Raw genomic sequence first — 23,923 nt, 5'->3', positions numbered from 1 at the left:
GTTCTATCAATTAATATCATTTATCTTTAATACGCTCTTATATTTTAATGATGTATCGAGTATATTCATGATAAACACTTTGTAACATTGGTTACATAAATCTTAGAACTGAGCACCTATATTTGCCACAATGTGCAAAAAGAACACTCTTTCCATAATATTAACTGTGATTTTCCTTAGCAAATTAATTGCGATGGATGTTGGCATTGCCATATCAAATTTTGAAGGCGCTAGGATTGCAATGGTTAAGAGCACATGTCCTAAAGCTAAGATCAAAACTTTAAATTTTGATCATCAAAATATAACTGATAAGAATTATAAAGTTATCCCTGTAGAAGTATCCTGCCCAATTGCGCTACAAGTACCACAACCAGTTTTTATATCAGTCCAAACCATACTTAATTTTCAAAAATACCATTACAAAGCCAGTTCGCGTACAGATGGCTTTATAAACCATTTTTATCCCCCTCCTCAAGTTTAGTTATTTATTCAGTTAAAATTACGGTAGACCTATATATAATCTGTACTAAGATTATATGGCTCTTCCATTTATTAATTTATCAATTTCACTAATTATGAAACCTAAACTTTGGGTGAATCATAACTCGGTGGTACTATTTAGAGTTATGCTAAGCGGCATCTTCTTAGTTGCCAGCTCAAGTCATTTAATATACGTAGAGCGAACTATTTACAAAATGAATCAGGCAAGGTTTAAAGCTTTGGGATATCTCTTTGGAGAACCCACATATCCAATTATAGTCTCTGGAATAATTATGCTTATTGCAGGATTCAGCTTAATGATCGGGTTTAAAACTAAGATCTCAGCCATTATACTAGCTTTAATACTTATACCAATAACACTTACGGTGCAGGTGGGTTAAATGACCACCCTAGGCCCATTATTCAAAAATATAGCCATTTTGGGTGGCTTACTTTTTTTTATACTAAATGATTTTAATAATACACAAAGACAAAAAATATGAAAACGCTATTATCAACATTTGCAATAATTTTAGCTCTATTTACAGCATCTGCTCAAGATCAAAAATCTACTTTGGATAACCATAAGAACAACTACGTAGTTCTCACTAAAAATGTACCTCAATTAAAACCTATACTATTAACTGCAAAAGCGCTTCAAGAACAAGATCAGGAAAAATATGGCGAGTTTCAGGTTATTATTTGTGGGAAAACTGTAAAAGAATTAACAGATAAAGATAACATGAAGCCATTTTTAGAAGCTGCCAAAAACGAGAATGTAAAAATTGTGGTTTGTGGATTTTCTATGAAAAAATTCGGAGTGAAAGCCAAAGATCTGCCTAGAGAATTAGAAGTTGTATCAAACGGAATTTTGTATGATTTTGAACTTCAGAAAAAAGGGTATTTGAGTATAGAACTTTAGATCATTAACAGTTATCCAAATTAAAAAATGTCGTCAAGATAACCTCATGACGGCATTTTTTATTCTTTCTTTATTCTTATAATCTATAATAAATTGAAAGAATTATTCATAAAATTCACTTACCTCACTTAATCCTTTTCTTTCTATGTCTGGAACATAGCAGGGATCTTCAGGATAACCCACAGGAAGAAGTAAGAATGCACGCTCGTTGGCAGGTCTATTTAGTACCGTTGTTAAGAAATTCATTGGACTAGGAGTATGCGTTAAGGTTACCAGCCCGGCATTGTGAATGGCAGTAATTAACATTCCGCAGGCAATACCAACAGATTCATTTACATAATAATTATTTTGTTTTGAGCCCTTCTCATCCATTTCATAAGCTTTCTTGAATGCTATTATAAGCCATGGTGCTTTTTCTAGAAAAGGTTTATTAGCATCGGTACCAAAAGTTAGAAGATCTTCTTTCCATCGCTCACTCATTCGCTTTTCATAATTCTCCTTCTCTTCAAGTTCTGCAGCTTTACGGATCTTGGATTTTATAAGCGGATTAGAAACTGCACAAAACGTCCAAGGTTGCTTATGTGCTCCAGATGGCGCGCTAGAAGCAGTTCTGATAATATTTTCTATGATTTCTCTGGATACTTCTCTATCTGAAAATTCTCTAATTGATCTTCTAACATTCATTTTATCAAAAAAATTCTGAGATCTGGAAAGCATTTCTGCTTGATCGACACCTAATGAGTTGTAACGCTTATGAACAAAACCATTGATCTCAATTTTATTTTCTGAATTCGATATTTTAACTGAAGAAGACATCGCTATTTATTTTTTACGGTTTATTATAAATCCATTTTCTACTTTTTCAAAACCAACTTTCGGGTAATATTCCATAGCCGTTGGAACTGACAATAATAGTAACATACACTCATCCCCTATTTTCTTTTTGGTAAGATCTATCAATTTTTTACCAATTCCATGCTTTTGATACTCGGGGTGAATAGCAAGATCTGACAGATAGCAACAATAACTAAAATCTGTTAGTGATCTGGCAACTCCAATGAGTTTTTCATCATGCCATGCAGCAATTATCAAACTAGAATTCTCATACATTTTTGCAATTCTCTCGGCACTTTCTGTTGGTCTTTTAAGCACAGCTGTATCATAGATAGTTATAATATCCTGAATATTTGGAATCTCATTAAATGTAAAAGTAAAGTTCATATACGTATAAGTTTAAAAATCCCACCAATTGGTTTGCATATAGTTCTCACCCAATACATAAGTTTCGCCAATAATTGGAGCGATATATTCCTGCTCTTGTACTGCAGCCTCTTTAATAAATCTTTTGATAGATTGATTCCAAGGATGCGTAGAAAGCATAAATTTACCCCAGTGAACTGGGAATACAATTTTAGTATCTAGATCTTTCGCAGCTTTAACGGTTTCTTCGGGAAACATATGTATTTGTGGCCAATGTTCACTGTATTGCCCACATTCCAGAAATGCAATATCAAAACCTTTAAAATAAGCTCCTATTCTTTTAAATTGATCGTCATAACCCGAATCTGCTCCAATAAAGATTTTATATCTATCTAATTCTAGCACAAAGGATGACCACAAAGTTTTTGCTCTTGTAAATCCTCTTCCTGAAAAATGACGGGCAGGAGTTGCTGTAATTTTTAAATTTTTATTGATCGTTATATATTCCCACCAATTGAGTTCTGTAATTTTATTTGGAAAAACTCCCCAATATTCTAAATGAGAAGCTACACCCAAGGAGGTAATTATTTTCTTAGTTTTTGAATGAAGTTTTTCTATGGTAGGAAAATCCAGATGATCATAATGATCATGGGTAAGTATTAAAAGATCAATTTCAGGAAGGTCTTCAACCTCATAATTATCTGCTCCAGAAAATGATTTTCCGAAGATATTAACCGGAGATGCATTACCGCTAAAAACAGGATCTACCAAGATCTTAAAATTATTGTGAGTAATTAGATAAGAAGAATGTCCAAACCAAACAATTGTTGGTTTTTCTGCTTCAATAGAACTCAGATCTATTTTCTTATTAGGAATTTCTCTATCTGGTTTAACATCTTTTGGTTTATTATAAAAAGCACGGAACATCTTAAAAGTAGAAATATTGTCAGGATTTAGTGAAGTTGTTTCTACATTCTTAAATTCACCCTCCCTATAATTATCAACTTGCTCTATTTTCTTTAATCTATCTTCTGAAGGTATTTTACCAAAAGTTTTGAAATTCATAAATGTTCAATAAAATTTAAGCTGAAATTAAACAATTTCAGCTTAAAAACTTATGATTATGAATGTACGATTCTCTAAGACCTCAACCTTTCTTTCTGAAGGTGCAAAAGGTGAAATTTTGAACAGCATTGGAAGGAGTAGTATGGTTTACATTTATACATTTATCTATGAATAAATCCTGAGCAAATACTTGTGAAAGCTCATCTTTAGAGTATTGAGAGATCTCAATACCACTACATTTTGTTGGACCATTGTTAGAAAATGTACCTATAATTGCTTTTCCATTATCTATTAAATTCTCATAAACTAACTTAACATAGGCTTCTATCTCTTTATCATCTCTCAAAAAATGAAAAGCAGCCCTATCATGCCATAGATCATACTTTTGCTTAGGACAAAATTTAGTTACATCTTCCAGAATCCATTTAATTTTACTAGCATCTTCACCTAAACGTAATTTAGCATTAGATAAAGCCTTTTCAGAAATATCTAACACGGTGATATTTGTATACCCTAGCGCTAGAAGATGATCTGGTAAAAAACTATCTCCTCCCCCAATATCTATGATAGCCGCATCCTTATCTAAATTACAATCAGCTATTAATTCTAAAGATGTTGACGGCGTTGGCTGGTACCAGCTCACCGTACTTATATCTTTTGTTTGATAAATATTTTCCCAGTGAGTAGCTCTATTTTGCATCGTTTTTTTTTATTCTAAATTTTAGCCGAATTCGTTATATATTTTTCTAAAGATGTTTTATAATTTAGGAATGAATTTACCCGTGTCTTTCATATAATCTTTATAGTTCTCAAAATTGGCAATCAACCTGGATTCTTCATATTTTGATTTAAACTGAAATAAAATTAAAAGAAGTATACTTATAATTAGTTTATATTCCGAGGTAATATAAATAGCGACAGAGAACAAGATTAATAATATTCCAGTATAGATAGGGTGTCTTAAATATTTAAATATTCCGGTTGTTATTAAATCTGCATTCTTAACAGGAGAAGGAAATGGGGATAAGTTGCTTCCCAATTGATAAAAGCTTAGTACTATTATTATAATTCCTAAGACTGAAAAAGTCAATACCCCCAATTTAAACCATTCGGGCAGACTTATAGTAATAAGATCAATTTCTATTAAATAAACACCAAACAGGATAAATTGAAGTAAAACATACATCCAATCTTTTCCTGCTCTCATCCTATCTTTAAAATTAAGAGATTTCTTTATAGATAATATAAAATCCCATAACTAATACAAACCATCCAAAAGCCTTTTTCAATTTTTTCCCATCTATAAAATTGGCAAGATATATACCTACAAAAATTCCAACAATTGCTATTCCGGTGAAAATAAGTAAGAAGATCCAATCTATATCTACATTTCCAAGATCTCCTAAAAAGCCTATAAGAGAATTGATAGCAATAATGAAGAGCGAGGTTCCCACGGCCTTCTTCATTGGTAGTTTTGCCAAGATTACGAGTATAGGAATGATGATAAATCCACCTCCTGCACCCACAAGTCCGGTAATAATTCCTGTAATAAAGCCTAAAGGAATTAATGCCTTATAATTTGCCTTAGCATTTTCATCTTTATTTGCGAGAAGTGTCTTTCTATCAACAATCATAGAAAAAGAGGCTGCCAACATTAAAATGGCAAAAAACAACATGATCGCAATATTCTTAGTAAGAATGTAACCGCCAATTGTAAAAATTTCTGAAGGAATTGCAGGAACTAAGAATTTTCTGGTACTAAAAACAGCTATAAAAGCAGGAATGGCAAAGGAGATAGCTGTTTTAAATTCAACTAAGCCTTTTTGCAGATTTCTTCCAGCTCCAACTAAAGAAGCAGATCCAACTACAAATAAGGAATATGCCGTAGCGGTAACCGGGTTGATCGCTAATAAATATACTAAAATTGGAACTGTTAAGATGGAACCTCCTCCACCTATCAAACCTAAAACTCCACCTATCAAAAACGCTCCAACGTAACCTAAAATATCTATCAATTCCATTTACCAATTTTTAATTCTATACAAAAGTAGAGAGTTAGCACGGCGCGCACAGTAACAATAGTTACATATGAAAATTATAAAGACAACACTTTAATACTGTTTCTTTGAAGCTCAATTTTACCTTCTAATTTTAATTTTTTAAGCAGTCTAGAAATTACAACTCTTGAAGTATGAAGATCATAAGCTATATCTTGGTGGGTTACCTGAAGTAATTCATTTTGATTAATCTTTGCTTTATCTTGAAGATACCTCATTAGCCGTTCATCCATATTTAGAAAAGCAATAGTATCTATAGTATCCAACATTTCGATAAGGCGAGAATGATAACTTTCAAAAACAAAATGTCTCCAGGTTTTATATTTTGCTATCCACTCCTCCATCTTTTCTATAGGGATCATTATAATTTCTGTAGGCTTCTCTGCAACCGCACGAATTTCACTTTTTGTTTCGCCTAAACAGCATGAAAGCGTCATAGCGCAAGTATCCCCTCTTTCAAGAAAATAAAGCAACAATTCATCGCCATCCTTATCTTCTCTTAAGATCTTAATAGCCCCACTAATAAGTAAAGGCATATGGGTAACAAAATCGCCAATTTCAATTATTTTCTCTCCTTCTTTTATAGATTTTAGATGGCCAACTTCTGCCATTTCTTCTATTAATTCTTTTTCAAAAATAAAGGAATAAGCCTCTGTAAGAGATTCGATCATGAATAATATATTGGTTAACAGTTTAAAATTACTACCATTTTTTTGAACCTACTAATTATATGTTTTTAAGTTCTTCGCTCTTAAAAGTTATAATTCAAAATCAGATCTGCATGAAAAAGATCTGTTTTGTTCAAATAAAAGTTAGGATTATCAGGAAAATCTCCATTAGCAAATTTAGCCACCAATAATAGTTCCGGCTGAAGATTTTTTATTTTATCAAAGAAAAAGAAGATATCTAAATTAACATGCGTATAATCTGGAACGGCATATTTATTCAATTTTGGATCTAGAACAGAAGGTTTCCATTGATGGCCTACGCTAAAAATAGTTTGAATCTTAGATTTTGGATCTAGTAGCTTAAATGTATTTTCATAATACATTACTAAAGCATGATTATCTGCAGTACCCTCGCTACGTTCTCTCTTTTGAAAACTGAACAAAAACTCTCTTCCCCATTCTCTAGGAAACACAAACTGACCATGAGGTAAGATCCTATCGTACGCTAAAGAAATAGAAGAATTACTTTGCGCCCATTTATATTTCATCTTTATTCCTAAAACATCTGAAGTATTAGATCTAATGTAGCTTAAAGAATCTATTTCATTCCCTCCGTTTCCAATCTTGTTTTGATGCAACCATTCCATTTCTAAATCTACGCTAGGAGCTACTGCGATCTTTGGTTTGACATAAAATGAATTAGAAACATTATCTATATAATAATTCCAAGTATCAAAACTAAGATTGTTGGTAAGATTAAAATTTGCACTCGAGATAATTAGAAAATCTGAATTGGTGTTATTTGCATACTGCGAATCTTTTCCTTCAAAATTTCTACCTGCTCCATAAGTACCTATACTTTCTCCTATAGAATAAAACTCCCCTGTAGATCTAGGAGCTACTGCATTAAAAATACCGGTTTGAAAATGAGTCTTTTTATCTCGATCAAACTTATACATAAAGCCTTGAAAAAGACTTGGGATCATTCTACCATCCTGAGGGTTTATCAACGGAGATTTTAGCTTCATTCTACCTAAACTAAAAGAATGTTTTTCCAAACTATAATCTACGTAGAGCTCTCCTAAAATAAATATGGTCTTGTTATCTAAATTTAACCTATCAAACAGTCCTTCTTCATACCTACTCACTTTCCCTGTTGCCAAATCTGGACTAGTAAGATCTTGTAAACCTAAATTTGTTGAATTATAAACTGCTACTCCAAACTCTAGATTCTCATTAAATAAATATTGATATTTTAATTTACCTCCTATTGCTAAAGCCTTAAAATCTTTTAAAGATCCTTTATTTACAGTATTCATGTAATAACTACGAATTTGACCTGATAAGATACTTCGCTTTTTATTTTCTGAATTTTCCTGGGCTATAATGAATGAAGGAAAACACAAAATTAGAAGTAGAAGGAAGAAGAATTTCTTTATCATTTGTTTTTAGTTATATCATATTTCTGTTTGTAGTAGTCCATTATAGGCTGAAACGGGCCAAATTGATGTTGTTCTACCGAAAAATTATCTACATATGGGCCATAAGGAGTAGAAACTGGTTTTAGTTTAAGATCTGGATAATCTTTATTTAAACCTGCTTTTTGAGGTCTACTGAAACTATTGATATACCCCGCCAGATTGTAAGCTTCTTCATCTGTAAGTTTTGGAGACTTCCAAGTTGCTTGTCCAAAAGGCATATTTCCTTTAATAAATTGTGCAGCGGTGATTACTCTGTGCATTCCTGCACCATTATTATAACTATCCGGGCCCCAAAGTGGAGGGTATTGGTATCCTTTTGTAGAATCTGCCAATTTTACGCCCTGCCCGTTATCTCCGTGACACACTGTACATTCTTTAGAAAATAGATCTTTACCTTTATCAAAATCAACAGCAACAGTGGGAAGTTCAACTTTAGCATATCCTTTGAAATCCTTTTCTCGTTCTGCAGGCATATCTTCAGTTAACCATTCCATATAAGCAACTATGGCTTTCATTTCTTTTGAATCTGTTGGCAGCTTGTCTCCATTCATACTTCGTTGCATGCATCCATTAATTCTATCTTCTATAGTTCCATCGCTATTAGATCTACCTCTAAACTGAGGAAATCTATTGGTAACTCCTATCCAAGAAGCAGAACCTGGCTGGGTTCCTGCTTTTAAATGGCAATTCATACATGCAAGATTATTACCTGCATATCTCATTTCAGGATCTTCTGCCTGAGGTCCCATGTATTTTGGAGATTCAGAAATAAGCTGATATCCATATTTAATTTGAGAATCTACAAATCCAGCACTCATTTCAGCTTCTACATCTTTTGGCTGCCAGTTTTCCGCAAGTATTTGCTTATCTTTAAACAAGTAAGGATCTGAACTATAAAGATAAATACCTAAGAATATCACCACTATTATTGCTAATACTGATCCGAATAAAAAGGCAATCGATTTGCTTAATTTTCTATAAATAGTCATCGCTCTTAAAATTAATCGTCACCCATTAAAATAAATTTCTTATCAAAAAAGATGGTAATACTAAGATAAGTTTAATAAGGCGAAATTAGTAACAAACCTAAAGATTAGAAGTTCTTAAATGTGTAACAAATGTTACATATAATAGCTCATCATACTTTTAAATTAGTCCGCTCTCTAAAATTATAGTTATGACCAATAATATTAAATACTTTTTGCCTTTTTATGGAATGCTTGCACTTATTATAGTTAGCTGCAATACCAATAAGAAAACGGTGCTTCAAAATAATGCTATGAAAAATAAGGCAAAAACTATTGCTATACTGCATACCAACGATATGCATGGTTCTTATATGCCTTTTGAAACAACTTTAGATAATGCTACCGCACAAACGGGAGATTCTATAGACAACTTAATGAGATTTGACCGTAAAGCCTTTATTGGAGGTTTTGATTATATGGCAGCAGCTATAAAATCTATAAGAACCGAAAAAGGAAATGATAGGGTGATATTATTAGATGGAGGTGATACTTTTAGTGATGATCAATTAGGAAATCTTACCAAAGGGGAAGCCATGATTAGTATGATGAACCAAGTTGGTTACGATCTTCTGGCGCTTGGAAATCATGATTTTGATTATGGATTAGAGCGAACCGATGAGCTTCAAAAATTGGCAAATTTCCCGATGCGAGCTGCTAATATTATAGATGAAAAAACGGGAGCTCCGGTTTTTGGTGAACCCTATATTATTATAGAAAAACAAGGAATTTCTATTGCTATTCTTTCTTTAGGTTACAGAAACACACCACTTACAGGGAATTCTAAAAATATTGAAGGTTTAAAATTTGAAACCGGGATCGATGCCATAAAAAAGTATCTTCCCATAATCAGTAAAAAAGCAGCTATTATTGTCTTGTTATCTCATGAGGGAATGGCAGTAGATAAAGTTATTGCTGAAGAAATTGATGGTGTAGATCTTATTGTAGGTGCACACAGTCATGACGTCATCTCGCCACCCATAAAAATAAACGATACTTATATTGTTCAAGCTCTTTCTGATGGAGCTATTTTAGGAGAAACTGAAATCCAAGTTAGCAATAATAAGATTATAGCGCTAAATGCTAATTATCACTACCTGTGGCATGATAAAATGTCTCCAGATCCAGAAATGAAGAATATGATCTCCGAACTTAGAAAACCATATAAATCTCAATTAGAAGAAAAGATTATCAAAACGAATACTGTAATTGGAAGACAATATAAATCTGAAAGTCCTTTTGATAAAATGGTTACCAGCTTTATGGTAGATAAATTTAAGGCAGATGCAGCGTTCTTGCCTGGAGTTGGATATGGGATTTCTTTAAAAGGTGAAATCACTTCAGAAGATATCTATAAACTTTTGCCGCATCCTGCTAAAATAGTTACGTTGGAGATGACAGGGGAACAAATAAGAAGAACGCTGGAACAAACAGCTACCAACTTAAACCCTATAGACAAATTAAAGACGGTAGGTGGATTAATTCAATCTTCAGGGATACAATATCACTTAGATCTCAACAAGCCGATAGGGCAAAGAATTGATGCCATTAAAATTCAAAATGAAGATCTAAATCCAACCAAACTTTATAAAGTAGTTACGCATACAGGAATGATTAACGGAATTCATAATTACGATGAATTTGGAAAAAGCACGAATATTGTAAAAACAGACACCGTTCTAACAGAGTTTGTAATGAAAAATCTTAAGGAAATGGAAGAACTTTCTTATCCTAAAAGAATGGGGGAAGTAGTAATTAAAGATAAGTAAGCCTTTAAATCTTATCTTTTTTTAAATTCCTTCATTCGCAATTCTAACATTAATAGCGAGAATTTATAAAAAGGCTATTTTCAAAGGCACTCCCATTAGATCTGCTTTTTTTATTAAGATAATTTTATAGAAGAGCAGATCGATAAGAAAAATATTGTTTTCCAAAATTAAAATCCACACTCACCTAAGTCGCTAGACTAGAATTTTTCTACTTAAATATTCTAGTCTGATATTTCTTTTTATCAAAATCATTGTGTCTTTTTTAAAATTATATATCTTTAATTAATTATGAAGCATACTATTATTGGCTCTTTATAAGTCCAATTGAAAGCACGTATCTTTGTACCCCAAGTTTAAACCTATTTTATAAATTCTTATGAATTACCCCAGTTCTAGTAGAATTAAAAGTCAAGCTCTGTTTGCTTTTTTCGTTCTAATGCTCCAAATTCCCAATACTTTTGCTCAGGAAGATCTTAGCTCTGATGAGCTTTTTATAAAGGCGCGTAACACCGCTTTTGATGATGATAACTATCCAAAAGCAATTGCCCTAACCAAAAAGGCTCTAGAAATTAGCCCAGACTACGCAGATATCCGCATATTTTTAGGAAGATTATATACTTGGACAGACAAGGTGGATAGTGCTCGCGTAGAATTTAACCGAGTATTAGAAAAGAACCCGGGACATGAAGATGGTAGTTTGGCATATGGAAGTTTGGAATATTGGAATGATGATTCAAAAAAGGCTAAGGCGATCGTAAATAATGGATTGGAATACCATCCAAAGTCTGAAGAATTGCTTTATTTAAAAGCACGTATTTTAACAGATCTAAGAGAATTTCCCGAAGCTAATAAAACGGTTAATGAGCTTCTAAATATCAACCCTCAATACTCTAAAGCTAGAGGTTTAAGTGAAAGTATAAAAAATGCTTCTTCAAAAAATATTATAGGACTAACCTATGATTTCGTGTATTTTGACAAACGCTTTGATGATCCATGGCATCTTGCAAGTGTAGACTATGGAAGACAAACAAAATTTGGATCTATAACCGGTAGAGTTAACTACGCAAACAGATTTCAAACTGATGGTGTTCAATTTGAAGTGGATGCTTATCCCAGAATTTCCAATACTTTTTACACCTATGTAAGTGCTGGAATCGCTAAAAAAGACGGAATTTTTCCACAACTTAGAACGGGTTTTTCTCTTTACGCAAATTTGCCGTGGTCTATGGAGGCAGAGGCAGGTTTTAGAATGCTAAAATTCTCAGATGAAACTTGGATCTACACCGCATCATTGGGAAAATACTATAAGAATTATTGGTTCAATTTAAGAACGTATCTCACCCCTTCTAACGAATCTCTATCTCAGTCTTTAACCTTAAACGTAAGATATTATATTGGTGGTGCAGATGATTTCTTAAGCTTTTCTGTAGGAACTGGTTTATCTCCAGACGATCCTACTAACAACATTTTATATAATAATGGAGATACTTATAAACTTAAGACAAGTGATATCTCTATAGGTTACAGAAGAAGCTTTAATACAACTAATGTTATATTTATTTCTGCAGAACTTGAAAACCAAGAATACCAACAAGGCGTTAAAGGAAATCAGTTTCAAATTGGTGTAGGTTATAATAAAAGGTTCTAAATATGCGTCAAAAGATCTTCAAGCTCATTTTTATAGTTATAATTTTTCTTCCATTAATAATGTGGATGGCATGGGTAATAACTCCAAAAACCAAACTTGTAGTTGCAATAATCGATAAAACCGTGCTTACTAAAGAAGGCCAGGAACATATTTCTTTAAACTGGATCTTAAATCATGAACGTTATACTAAGACCACTAAAGATGCTTATGATATCAGCCATGATTACTACGGATTCTTCCCCCAAAAAGATGAAAAATTCAGAATTAAAGGTTTAGAGCGCTTCTCCAAAAATCAGCTAGAGCAGTTAAGCTTAGATGCAGATATGGTCTATTTTACAGATACTTATGGCATTTATAATAATGAGTGGTTTAAGAAAGAAGACGTTGGTGAGCGTTCCGGTATGTTATATGGTGGTTTAAGTTCTAAAGACATTGAACTTTTGCGCTTAATGAAAGAGAAAAAGAAACTTATCATAACCGAATTCAACACGATTGGTTCTCCCACACAATCTGAAAATAGGAATCAGTTTGAAAATATGTTTCAATTAAAATGGACTGGTTGGACGGCACGCTATTTTGACAATTTAGATATCAGCATAAATAAAGAGATCCCACAATGGCTCATAAGAAATTATGAAAACACACATAAAAGGAAGTGGCCGTTCACAAAGTCTGGAATTGCCTTTGTTAATGATAAGGATGAAGTAGTAATATTGCAGAAAGATGAACATCTTACAGAGTCATTACCACATATAGTTAGTAATGATTATGCACAGGAGCATTTATCATTACCCGAGAAGATTAAATATCCCTTTTGGTTTGATATTATGGTACCTAATTTAGAAGTGAACGATGTGGTCTCTAAATTTGAGATAAGCGCTAACAATGCCGGCAAAAATGAACTTAAAAAGTATGGTATTCCAACCACGTTCCCTGCAGTGACCATGCATAAAGACCAAGACTATATCTTCTATTATTTTTCAGGAGACTTTAGTGATAATGCAGTAAATATTACCAGCTCATATTTTAAAGGCATTGGTTTTTTTGAAGGATTCTTTTATAACGAACAAGATGCTCTAGAAAGAAAAAGTTTCTTTTGGAAGTTCTATCGCCCTATGCTTTCAGAAATTTTAGAAGATTATAACCAAAACCTTCACGATTGATATTTAATTAGACATGGTGTAGTTCTGAAATATGGAATCTGGCACGATCTTTCTTCCTTTAATAATTTCAGCATTCCGCTTTTTAAACAAATTAAAAGCATTAATAAGTTGTGCTTTTTTATCTGCATCATCTATTAATACCTCTTCCATTTTCTCGTTAAATTTATAAAGGTTATCTCCGTTTAAATGATATTCGCCCATTATAAAATCTATAAGATCTGTTTTGGTTTGCATTAACGGAACTTCATGTATATTTTGGAAAGCTCTGGTAGTATCTAAACCTTTTCCTACCCAACTCATAGTTGCTGGTAACTTTATACTGTAATTGGTCTCTAAAAATGATAACAAACTTGGAGCAATATCAAAATGAGTTGAAACAGAATTCATTTCAGCAGTCCTTTTAAGCATTGGAGAATAAACAATGAAGGGTACATGGTACCTATCTAATTTAGTACTCATAGGAATTTCTGGAATTCTGTGATCTCCGGTTATAAGAAAAATGGTGTTCTTAAAATCTGCTCTTTTTCTATAGCTGTCCATAAATTCTTTTATAGCATCATCTGCATATAAAATGCTTACATATTGCTTTTCGTAATTTCTGTAATTTTCTTTTTTACTGTTATCAAAACCTAATTCAGTAAGTCGTTCCTCAAATTTCTTTGTATACCTTTCTTTCTCTTCAATTAGAAAAGGACTATGAGTTGCAAGTGTTAAAAGCACGCTTAATTGCGGTTGAGAGCTACTTACTGGCCTAGTATCTAAATAATACTGGTACAACGCCTTATCGCTATATCCCCAAGAGAATCCATTATTAGCTGGTAACTTTGGATACTTAGATGATGGGAATGTGCTTAGATCATTGATCTCATCTATATTATTAAGCTTTAAATATTGAGACATATTATCAAATCCCGAATCTCCTCCATAATAAAAAGAAGTTCTATATCCATTTGCATTTAAAAGATTGATCATAGATAATTGTTCAGGCATCTTTGGTCCCATTGCTAAATAACCATTTTGCCCGAACGGCAAAGAACCTAGTATAGATGGAAGCACGGCAAAAGTTCTTCCTCCCTCGCTCATAAAGTTTTTCCAGTATAAACTTTCTGAAGAAAGGGAATCTAGATATGGGGTAAAATTACCTAAATAAGCGCCGCTATTAGTAAACGCCCTTCCTAATCCTTCTACTAATATTATTACAATATTCGGTTTTTCTGTTCCTGGCTCAAAAAAAGGAGTTAGTACATCATTTTCTATATCCTTATGTAAAAAGGGATAATTCTCTTCATCTACATATTCAAATGGGATAGCTTTGGTAAGCTTGTCTATAAAATCTCCAATATAAGAATCTGCATAGATATCAATTTCATAAATTTCTGGAAAATAATGATCATAGGCTGCGCTATAAAAATGTTCAGATTTATTAGTGATCAGATTATTGGCATAATCAGATTTTAAGTTGACTTTATTCCATGAAGTTATAGCGTTAACCGGAATATAGATTACTGCTAGTATAACTATTACTGCAGCCAAAATAAAATTCAATTTAAATCGCTTTGGGAGTAAATTTAAAATTACAACGTTAAATAACACCAGAAGGATAAATAATACAGCAGATACTATACTTACTCCCCCAGATGCTCCCACGGTTTGGGTTATATCTTCAAGCGAATAGCCAAAAAGATCTGCTCCCAACATTACCAAAGCGGTATTAAAATAACTTATAAGTAATAGTTGAATTGCGAATATTAAGGATATAAATAGTTTGAAACTGATGTTTGCTAGCTTAGGAGCTATTAGATATAATATCGCGTAAAGAATAAAAAGTAATGGAATGAACTTTAACCAAAAAAGCAGATCTATATAAAAACTCCACATCAATAGCTTTAAGAAACCTAAAGGAAGACCGTGGAAATTAGAATTTAGAGAAACTTCTATAACGCTTAATATAAATATCAAGGCTAACCATATAAGTGAGAGCGCTGCAAAAGATTGAACTAAAGATTTTATTCTTAAAAAAGTAGCGTGCTCCTTTTCGGTGTAATTTTCAGGCATTCAAAATAGAGTTATTTCTTAAATATAAGCTAAAACAAGGCAATACAAATATGTAAATACGCTATGAATTATAGCTCAAAAAACTAATTTTTTATTTCTATTGTCAATTCTTCACAGAGGAATAAGTTCTTAAACTTAGTTCTTACTAATTGGAGAAATCATTATATGTGCTCTATGAGTTCCCGGATCCATGATCCATGGCATTCCCGGAGCTTCTGGCTTTATAGGCAAACCTGTAGATTCTGCAGTTGCATAAGGAATGTAAACTACATATCTAAATTTACCATCTTTTAGATCACCCGTATTTTTATTGTAATTTTCTTCAGAACCGCTAAGAACAAAGAAGGCACTTGGAGCATCCGGCATCTCTAAACTTCCATCTGCAGCTTCTTTTGCTCTAATTTGTCTTTTTTCAGCTTCAGATCTCCCTGCAGCTTTTAACGCTCTTCCTCGTTCCATAAATGGCTCTAACTTTTTAGAATAACAGGTAACCTGAATTCCTTCTTTGGAAGGGTCATCTCCTATACAAACCATATAATTAGATCCTTCTCTAAGAACCTCTAATTCTCCACTCTCGCTATATCCATATACCTTTGCTCCTTCTCTTTGATCTTCTGGAGCGGCGAGTACAGCGGTTTTAATTTGAATAGCTACTGGTAAACTAGTTCTTTCTTTATCCTGAGAAAAGCCGGAGACTCCAATTAAAACTGCTATTAATGTTATAAAATTTTTCATGTTATTATGTTTTATATAACCAGCCCGAAGTGCCGTTCATTTTTATAAATATAAGAATTTATATTTCTAAATTTATAGTAGACTAAACTCTTGTTGAATCAACTTAAAAGTTTAGAATAAAATTATTCGTGCTATCTAGAACATATCTTATTTCTAAGCTGCTATTAAATACTAATCTTGTTGGATTTATTTAATTATCTTCAGTAAAAATAGGAACACCTCTTATTTTCATAATTCAAACTTAACATTAATAAGGCATACCGATGAGCGAAACAGTAGACGACTATTTGGATAATCATTACATACATAGAAGTAATTGGTTAAGAGCGGCAGTTTTGGGTGCAAATGATGGTATTCTTTCTACTGCAAGTTTAGCCATAGGGGTAGCAGCTGCCAGCGACTTAAGAGAGCCTATTATTCTGGCCACGTTGGCAGGATTGGTAGCAGGTGCACTTTCTATGGCTGCCGGAGAATATGTTTCTGTTAGCTCACAAACCGACGTGGAAAGTGCAGATATCGCCAGAGAAAAGATAGAATTAGAAGAAACTCCAGAATTAGAATTGCAGCGCCTTGCAGAGATCTATGAAAAAAGAGGACTTAAAAAAGATACCGCACTAATTGTAGCCAAAGAGCTAACCGAGCATGATGTACTGGCCGCCCATATTAGAGATGAATTGGGAATTAATGAGATAAGCCAAGCAAAACCAATTCAGGCTGCTTTTGCATCTGGAGCCTCCTTTACCGTAGGTGGCGTGCTACCATTATTAGTAGTTCTTTTTCTACCGGTTCAATCTATGGAGTATTACTTGTATGGTTTTGCCACTATTTTCTTGATAATTCTGGGGGCCTTAGCCGCCAAAGCTGGAGGGTCTAATATTGCAAAAGCTGTTCTTAGAATAACTTTTTGGGGTACTGTTGCCATGGGATTAACGGCTGTTGTAGGTTATTTTTTTGGAGTAAATCTCGCTTAAATAAAAGTTCTAATGAGATTTTTAAAAACCGATCTTTAGTTGAACCTTGATCTTTTTGAAACTTCCTATAAAATAGAGATAATACCAAATTATGAGCGATAGAATAATATAAATATGATATTCCTCCTTTAAATCTTAATTGAATCTTAAGGTATTTATTAAGAGCTATTAAAGAATAAAAATTAAAATTTGTAAGATGAAATTATTACTTGTAGAAGATGAAGTTGGTATTGCCAATTTTGTGAAACAGGGATTAGAGGAAAATGGCTTTACCGTAGAGGTAGCAGATGATGGCAGCAAAGGATTAGAATTGGCACTTACCAATAATTATGATCTATTGCTTCTAGACTGGATGCTTCCCGGTATGAGCGGCATTGAGATCTGTAGTAATTTTAGAAATCAAGATAAAGAAACACCAATTATCTTTTTAACTGCGAAAGATACAGTAGATGAAACCGTTCTAGGCTTGAAAACCGGAGCCAATGATTATATAAAAAAACCATTTCATTTTAAAGAATTACTAGAACGTATTAAGGTTCAATTAAGACAAGATACTAAAGAAGATCATAAATTTAATGTAGGAAAAATAGTTTTAAATATTTCCACCCATCAAGTGTATAATGATATAGATGAAGTACACCTAACTCAAAGAGAATTTGAACTGCTTCAATATTTACTTCAGCATAAAGGTAAAGTTTGCGAGAGGACCGAGATCATCCGCAAGGTTTGGAATATTCATTTTGATTATGATTCTAGCGTTATTGATGTCTATATAAATTCATTAAGAAAGAAACTTAATTTAAATGTCCAAGACAATTTAATTGAGACCATTCGCGGGGTTGGATATATTATTAAAGAACCTAGATCTTAGATAAGTTACAAAAAGCAGAATGAAACTAAATTTTAAAAATAGGATCGCTTATCATTATATAGTTGCCACTGCCCTTATTGTTGGTCTGGTTTTTTTGGTGATCTTTTTTGTAGTTAAAAGTACTGTTTACGCAAATCTAGATAAAGATCTGAACTTTGAGATCCAAAAGCATACCCAGGAGATCACTATTTCTAATGATAGTATTTATTTCTCTAATAAAGAGGAATTGGAAGAACGCGAACATGTAGAAGTGCAGGTTAATCCTGTATTTATTCAGCTATCAGGAACAAACGGAAAATTATTTGACAAGTCTCCAAACCTTAAAGATAAGGAATTAGCAACCTCAGCAAATCAAAAAGCCGGTCAGCATTTTAATACAATCCTATCTAATGAGCCAATACGCCAGGTACAATTGCCAATAGAGAAAAATGATGTTTTAAAAGGATACGTGGTTGCGGCAATGTCTTTGGAAGGTTCTACCAGAGTAATTAGAAATCTTGGAAATACCTTACTACTTCTCTACCCTCTAATAATTATTGGTCTATTTTTCATCTCTAGCTTTCTTGCCGGTAGAAGTATTGCTCCCATAAGATCTATAATTGCTACAACTAATAAGATTACCAGAAATAATCTAAATGACCGAGTAGCTTTACCTCAGAAAAAAGATGAACTACATGAACTATCATCGGCCATAAATGAACTCTTAAATAGAATTGAAAGAACTATAGAGAGAGAACGCCAATTTACATCAGACGCTTCTCATGAGCTCCGTACACCATTAGCTTCATTAAGAGGAAATCTAGAAGTGCTAATTCAAAAAGAACGCAGTGCCGCCGAATACGTAGAAAAAATAGAGTACAGTCTAGAAGTTATAGATACTATGAGCTTTACCTTGGACCAACTACTCACTTTAGCTAGAATGGACGCTCCTACCAATTCAGAGTCTAAAGATGTAACCTTACTTTCTACCTTGGTAGATGAAATAGTGTATAAAAACAAAGAAGCAATTCAGCATAAGAATCTTCAGATTAAATTAAAGCTTCAAACCAATCGAGATTATGTTGTACCTAGATATAACGCGCATCTAATTCTAGATAATATTATTCAAAATGCCGTTAAATACTCTTATGAAAATGGAATTATATCTATAGTTCTAGAAGCAAGAAAGGAAGCCATTATTTGTACTATTACCGACAATGGGATAGGTATCAAAAAAGAGGATATTCAGAAAATATTTAATAGCTTCTATAGATCTAATGCGTTGCAACATAAGCATATTAAAGGAAACGGACTTGGATTATCTATTGCTAAAAAATCTGCAGACGCTATTGGTGCTAAAATAGAATTAGAAAGCCAATTAGAAGGAGGCACCAGTTTTAAAATACTATTTAAGCCAATCTTAAGCTAGAAATTTCTCTTAACTTAGAGATCAGGTCTATATTTGACTTAGATAAAATATTCCTATGCTCGATCGTATCATTAAATTTAGTATTTCACACAAGCTAATAATCTTGCTTTTTACGATCTTCATTGTTGGATTTGGGATCTATTCGCTTTCTCAAATTCCTATTGGTGCTGTACCAGATGTAACCAATAATCAAGTACAGGTAATTACTACTTCCCAGAATCTTTCTACTCAAGATATGGAACAATATATTACCTATCCTGTAGAACTGGAAATGGCAAACTTGCCAGGAGTAAAAGAAATTAGATCGGTCTCTAAATTTGGATTATCTGTAGTTACCATTGTTTTTGAAGAAGATCTAGGTACTTATCTCCCAAGACAACTTATTGCAGAAAAAATTAAATCGGCTTCAGAAAAGATTCCCGAAGGTTTTGGTAAGCCACAAATGGGGCCAATCACTACCGGATTAGGTGAGATCTATCAATACACTTTAGATACCGAGCCAGGATTTGAAGACCGTTACTCTGCAGAAGATCTTAGAACCATTCAAGACTGGTTGGTAAAAAGGCAGCTTTCTGGCATTAGAGGTGTGGTAGAGATCAATGCTTGGGGAGGTTATGTAAAAGAAGTATGAAGTTGCCATCAATTCAAAAAAATTGAACGCAATGCATATTTCTATGTCTAAGATATTTAGTGCATTAGAGAATAATAATAGCGTTGCAGGTGGTGGATATATAGAAAAAGTAAATCAGGCTTATTTTATACGGGGACAAGGACGCGTATCCTCTTTAGATGATATTAGAAATATCGTGGTGGAGAATGATAATGGTATACCTGTTTTTATAAAAGATGTAGCTGAAGTTGGATTTGGTCAAGCCACCCGTTTTGGTGCCATTACAGCCAATGGAAAAGGAGAAACCGTACTTGGGCAAGTAATGATGTTAAAAGGAGCAAACTCTAACAAGGTAATAGAAGATGTAAAAGCAAGGGTTTCAGAAATTGCTACTTCGCTACCTGAAGGGGTAGTGATTAAGCCTTTCTTAGATAGAAGTGAATTAATTGGAAGAACTACTTTTACCATTGCAGAAAACCTTATTGTAGGATGCCTTATCGTAATTTTTGTTGTGGTATTACTATTAGGTAATTTTCGCTCTGGTTTAGTAGTGGCATCTGTAATACCGCTATGTCTTCTATTCGCACTTTCTTTAATGTACATCTTTGGAGTAGATGCAAATTTGATGAGCTTAGGGGCTATAGATTTTGGTATTATAATAGATGGAGCCGTTATTATTGTAGAATTTACGGCCTTTGAGATCACGAAAAAACATAAAGAATATGAAAATTTAGGAAAACAAGAACTAAAAAATCTTAAAGATCGCGTCACCTTTAATAGTTCTTCAAAGATGATGAACTCTGCTATTTTCGGGCAACTTATCATTCTAATCGTTTTTATTCCAATTCTATCTTTAACGGGTGTGGAAGGCAAAATGTTCAGACCTATGGCACTTACCTTCAGTTTTGCATTAATAGGTGCAATGATCTTGTGTTTAACATACGTTCCGGTGGCTTCTGCCCTCTTTCTAAGATCTAAGGAGCAGTATGAGAAGAATATTTCTGTGAGACTTATAAAATTTTTAAATCGAAGTTATAAACCTGCCATCATTTGGGCTTTAAATAAAAAGAAACTGGTATTAGGTATTGCTATTGCTCTCCTAATATTCTCCGGATATATATTCAGCCGTATGGGAGGTGAATTTATTCCGCAATTAGATGAAGGGGATTTTGTAATTCAGCCTGTACTGAAAACAGGAACTTCTTTGAGTAAAACTATAGAAACTACCACAGAAATTGAAAATATTCTTCTGGATAGTTTCCCTGAAGTAGAGCAAGTTGTAAGTAGAATTGGTGCAGCAGAAGTTCCTACAGACCCTATGTCTATGGAAGAAAGTGATGTTATAATATCTCTTAAGCCTAAATCTGAATGGGTTTCAGCTAAAACCAAAGATGAACTTGCAGAACGATTTAAAGATGCGCTGGCAATAATACCTGGAATGGAAATAGAATTCACGCAGCCTATAGAGATGCGTTTCAATGAATTGATAACGGGAGTGAGAGCAGATATAGCCATTAAGATCTTTGGAGAAAATCTAGATATTTTAAACTCAAAAGCTCAGAAGATCAAAAACCTGATTAGAGATGTAGAAGGAGCTTCAGATATAACGGTTGAAAAAATTGTGGGACTTCCTCAAATGAACGTAAATTTCAATAGAGAGAAAATTGCGAGATATGGCCTTAATATCGCAGATCTCAACAAAGTAATAACTATGGGATTTTCCGGAGAAACCGCAGGGAGTGTTTTTGAGGGAGAAAAACGTTTTGATATGGTTCTAAGGCTTCAAAAGGAAAGTAGGAAGGATATTTCTAACTTAAAGAATCTATATGTAAATACGCCATCTGGAGCGAAAATTCCGCTAAGCGAACTTGCAGATATAACCTATCAAAAAGGAGCTGCAAAAATTTCTAGAGATAATACACCAAGACGTATTGTAGTGGGTGTAAACGTTAGAGATAGTGATCTTCAAACAGTAGTAGATAAAATAAAAGGAATTGTAGAATCTAATATTAGCCTGCCTCCGGGATATACTATTACGTATGGAGGTCAATTTGAAAATTTACAAAGCGCCACTGCAAGACTTAAGGTAGCAGTACCCATTGCCCTGATACTTATATTTATCCTACTCTACTTCGCTTTTGGAACAATTAGAGAAGCATTGATGATTTTTTCTGCTATTCCATTAGCAGCCGTAGGCGGCATCTTATTATTGTGGGCACGTGGCATGCCATTTAGCATTTCTGCCGGTGTTGGTTTTATTGCACTATTTGGGATCGCTGTATTAAATGGAATAGTATTGATAGAACATTTTAAAGAACTAAGGGAAGACGGTATGAAAAATGACGATGACCTAATTGTAAATGGTGCACAGAATAGATTACGTGCTGTACTTTTAACCGCCTCTGCTGCTGCTTTAGGATTTTTACCGATGGCGGTATCTTCTGGAGCGGGAGCAGAAGTTCAACGCCCACTTGCAACTGTTGTTATTGGTGGATTAATCACTTCTACCCTGTTAACACTAATTGTGTTGCCGGTGATATATTCTCTATTCAGCAAAGAAAAAAAGAAGAAAGAAGCAGATACTAAAAATTTAAAGATAAAGCCACTTAGTGTTATCCTTTTACTTTTCGGATTTTCTGCGTTTTCTCAAGAGACTCAAGTAATAACTATAGAAAATGTTCAAGATCTTAAAGAAATTGCTCTTGAAAATAATCTTGGACTAAAAGCATCTTCTCTAAGAATTAATGAATCTGACGCTTTAATTGGTACTGCCTTTACTTTTGATAAAACCGAAGGGTATTTTGGAAAAGATGAAAGTAACAGAGCTTTAGATAAATCTCTGAACGTTATTGGAATCAAACAGTTCTTCGATTTCCCTACGGTTTATCTTGCCAGAAAAAAAGTTCGTAAAGCTCAATTTAGAGAAGCACAAAGTTCTTTTCAGCTTAAAAAACTTAGAATAGAACAGCAGGTTGCTGAGGTTTATTATCAGCTTCAGTATGAAAATGCTAAAATTTCAGTTTACAAAGATCTTGATAGTCTTTACCAAAAGTTTGCATATGCTGCCAAGAGAAGGTTTGAACTTGGAGAAACTAATTATTTAGAAAAGATCACCGCCAGATCTAAACAGAAACAGTTAGAGACACAACTAAAACAAGCACAAAATGAACTTAATATCTCTTATGAGAAACTTAAACCATTATTAAATACAGATAAGGACGTTATTATTCAAACCTGGAAGTTAGATAAAGTGGCATTAGACAATCTGGGGATTGAAGGTAATCCTGGGATCGATCTGTATCGCAATAAAACTGATTATTTTAAGGCTCAAGCCGGATTGGAGAAACAACAGTTATTGCCAGATATTAGTCTAAATTATTTTCAATTTAATAATGATATGGTAGAAGATCCTTTAAGAGGATATCAGGTTGGAATACATATACCTATCTTATTCTTTGGAAATTCTTCAAAAATAAAAGCAGCAAATTTTGCAAAAAGTGCTTCTATTCAAGATGCCAAAGATTACGAGAACAGATTAAATTCTGAATATAACCAGCTGTTGCAACAAATGAATAAACATGAAGAAGCACTTTCTTATTACCAAAGCGAAGGAAAAGAGCTTTCTGAGGAAATCATTAAAACTGCTACTATGAGCTTTAAAAATGGAGAGATAGATTTTTTTGAATACATCCAAAGTTTAGAAAACTCTTATGCCATCATCCTTACTTATTATGAAAATTTGAATGCATATAATAAAACGGTGCTTCAACTAAATTACCTAACCTTATAACTTCT

At 33.3% G+C, this 23,923-nt stretch carries 20 protein-coding genes and 1 pseudogene; 10 read left to right on the top strand and 11 right to left on the bottom strand.

The features are described from left to right. Nucleotides 1-193: 193 nt before the first annotated feature. The 3 genes from P163_RS12555 (at nt 194) to P163_RS12545 (ending at nt 1,402) form a co-directional block, all read left to right on the top strand. Nucleotides 194-481: a hypothetical protein gene (locus P163_RS12555; protein ID WP_156100705.1), complete on the top strand. Its 288-nt coding sequence runs from the start codon at nt 194-196 to the stop codon at nt 479-481. 94 nt (nt 482-575) lie between these two features. Continuing rightward, nucleotides 576-881, top strand: a complete 306-nt coding sequence (locus tag P163_RS12550) for a DoxX family membrane protein (RefSeq protein WP_316930076.1) — start codon at nt 576-578, stop codon at nt 879-881. A gap of 98 nt (nt 882-979) precedes the next feature. Then, nucleotides 980-1,402, top strand: a complete 423-nt coding sequence (locus tag P163_RS12545; protein WP_034891744.1) for a DsrE family protein — start codon at nt 980-982, stop codon at nt 1,400-1,402. Nucleotides 1,403-1,504: 102 nt separating this feature from the next. Here the strand turns inward: P163_RS12545 and P163_RS12540 are convergent, their stop codons facing one another. The 9 genes from P163_RS12540 to P163_RS12500 form a co-directional block, all read right to left on the bottom strand. Next, a complete protein-coding gene (locus P163_RS12540; RefSeq protein ID WP_034891743.1) occupies nt 1,505-2,218 on the bottom strand; it encodes a nitroreductase family protein in 714 nt (237 codons plus the stop codon). 6 nt (nt 2,219-2,224) lie between these two features. After that, on the bottom strand, nt 2,225-2,623 hold the full coding sequence (locus P163_RS12535) for a GNAT family N-acetyltransferase (protein ID WP_034891739.1): 399 nt from the start codon (nt 2,621-2,623) through the stop codon (nt 2,225-2,227). 12 nt (nt 2,624-2,635) lie between these two features. Continuing rightward, nucleotides 2,636-3,667, bottom strand: coding sequence for an MBL fold metallo-hydrolase (locus P163_RS12530; protein ID WP_034891736.1), 1,032 nt, complete (start codon nt 3,665-3,667; stop codon nt 2,636-2,638). Nucleotides 3,668-3,749: 82 nt separating this feature from the next. Further along, the gene (locus P163_RS12525; protein WP_034891732.1) at nt 3,750-4,367 is read right to left on the bottom strand and encodes a class I SAM-dependent methyltransferase; all 618 of its coding nucleotides are present in this window, start codon (nt 4,365-4,367) and stop codon (nt 3,750-3,752) included. A 57-nt stretch (nt 4,368-4,424) separates the two neighbouring features. Further along, the gene (locus tag P163_RS12520; RefSeq protein WP_034891729.1) at nt 4,425-4,874 is read right to left on the bottom strand and encodes a methyltransferase family protein; all 450 of its coding nucleotides are present in this window, start codon (nt 4,872-4,874) and stop codon (nt 4,425-4,427) included. Between the two features lie 13 nt (nt 4,875-4,887). Beyond that, nucleotides 4,888-5,688: a sulfite exporter TauE/SafE family protein gene (locus P163_RS12515; RefSeq protein WP_034891726.1), complete on the bottom strand. Its 801-nt coding sequence runs from the start codon at nt 5,686-5,688 to the stop codon at nt 4,888-4,890. A 74-nt stretch (nt 5,689-5,762) separates the two neighbouring features. Further along, nucleotides 5,763-6,395, bottom strand: a complete 633-nt coding sequence (locus P163_RS12510) for a Crp/Fnr family transcriptional regulator (RefSeq protein ID WP_034891723.1) — start codon at nt 6,393-6,395, stop codon at nt 5,763-5,765. A gap of 80 nt (nt 6,396-6,475) precedes the next feature. Beyond that, nucleotides 6,476-7,711: an OprD family outer membrane porin gene (locus P163_RS12505; RefSeq protein ID WP_197055439.1), complete on the bottom strand. Its 1,236-nt coding sequence runs from the start codon at nt 7,709-7,711 to the stop codon at nt 6,476-6,478. 119 nt (nt 7,712-7,830) lie between these two features. Continuing rightward, entirely contained in the window at nt 7,831-8,862 is a 1,032-nt protein-coding gene (locus tag P163_RS12500) for a c-type cytochrome (protein ID WP_034891716.1), read from the bottom strand. A 188-nt stretch (nt 8,863-9,050) separates the two neighbouring features. On the opposite strand from P163_RS12500, the gene P163_RS12495 reads away from it, so the two are divergent. The 3 genes from P163_RS12495 (at nt 9,051) to P163_RS12485 (ending at nt 13,478) form a co-directional block, all read left to right on the top strand. Beyond that, complete coding sequence (locus tag P163_RS12495) at nt 9,051-10,667, top strand: bifunctional metallophosphatase/5'-nucleotidase (protein WP_081891334.1); 1,617 nt, start codon at nt 9,051-9,053, stop codon at nt 10,665-10,667. A gap of 376 nt (nt 10,668-11,043) precedes the next feature. Further along, entirely contained in the window at nt 11,044-12,315 is a 1,272-nt protein-coding gene (locus tag P163_RS12490) for a YaiO family outer membrane beta-barrel protein (RefSeq protein WP_034891712.1), read from the top strand. A gap of 65 nt (nt 12,316-12,380) precedes the next feature. Next, entirely contained in the window at nt 12,381-13,478 is a 1,098-nt protein-coding gene (locus tag P163_RS12485) for a hypothetical protein (protein WP_231556197.1), read from the top strand. Nucleotides 13,479-13,481: 3 nt separating this feature from the next. Here P163_RS12485 and P163_RS12480 read toward each other — a convergent pair whose 3' ends face one another. Both P163_RS12480 and P163_RS12475 read right to left on the bottom strand, forming a co-directional pair. Continuing rightward, complete coding sequence (locus P163_RS12480; RefSeq protein ID WP_034891707.1) at nt 13,482-15,533, bottom strand: LTA synthase family protein; 2,052 nt, start codon at nt 15,531-15,533, stop codon at nt 13,482-13,484. A 135-nt stretch (nt 15,534-15,668) separates the two neighbouring features. Then, entirely contained in the window at nt 15,669-16,268 is a 600-nt protein-coding gene (locus P163_RS12475; protein WP_034891706.1) for a hypothetical protein, read from the bottom strand. Between the two features lie 263 nt (nt 16,269-16,531). Here P163_RS12475 and P163_RS12470 point away from each other — a divergent pair, with 263 nt between their 5' ends. From P163_RS12470 to P163_RS12455, 4 genes and pseudogenes are all read left to right on the top strand, one after another. Next, on the top strand, nt 16,532-17,239 hold the full coding sequence (locus P163_RS12470; RefSeq protein ID WP_034891703.1) for a VIT family protein: 708 nt from the start codon (nt 16,532-16,534) through the stop codon (nt 17,237-17,239). 196 nt (nt 17,240-17,435) lie between these two features. Beyond that, a complete protein-coding gene (locus P163_RS12465) occupies nt 17,436-18,110 on the top strand; it encodes a response regulator transcription factor (RefSeq protein ID WP_034891700.1) in 675 nt (224 codons plus the stop codon). A 19-nt stretch (nt 18,111-18,129) separates the two neighbouring features. Beyond that, nucleotides 18,130-19,518, top strand: a complete 1,389-nt coding sequence (locus P163_RS12460; RefSeq protein ID WP_034891698.1) for a sensor histidine kinase — start codon at nt 18,130-18,132, stop codon at nt 19,516-19,518. 55 nt (nt 19,519-19,573) lie between these two features. Beyond that, nucleotides 19,574-23,918: pseudogene (locus P163_RS12455) on the top strand (CusA/CzcA family heavy metal efflux RND transporter). The last annotated feature ends 5 nt before the right edge of the window (nt 23,919-23,923 follow it).

Origin of the sequence: Gillisia sp. Hel_I_29 (assembly GCF_000744275.1) — a bacterium.
GTDB lineage: Bacteria > Bacteroidota > Bacteroidia > Flavobacteriales > Flavobacteriaceae > Gillisia.
This window is presented reverse-complemented; position numbering and strand designations above follow the sequence as displayed.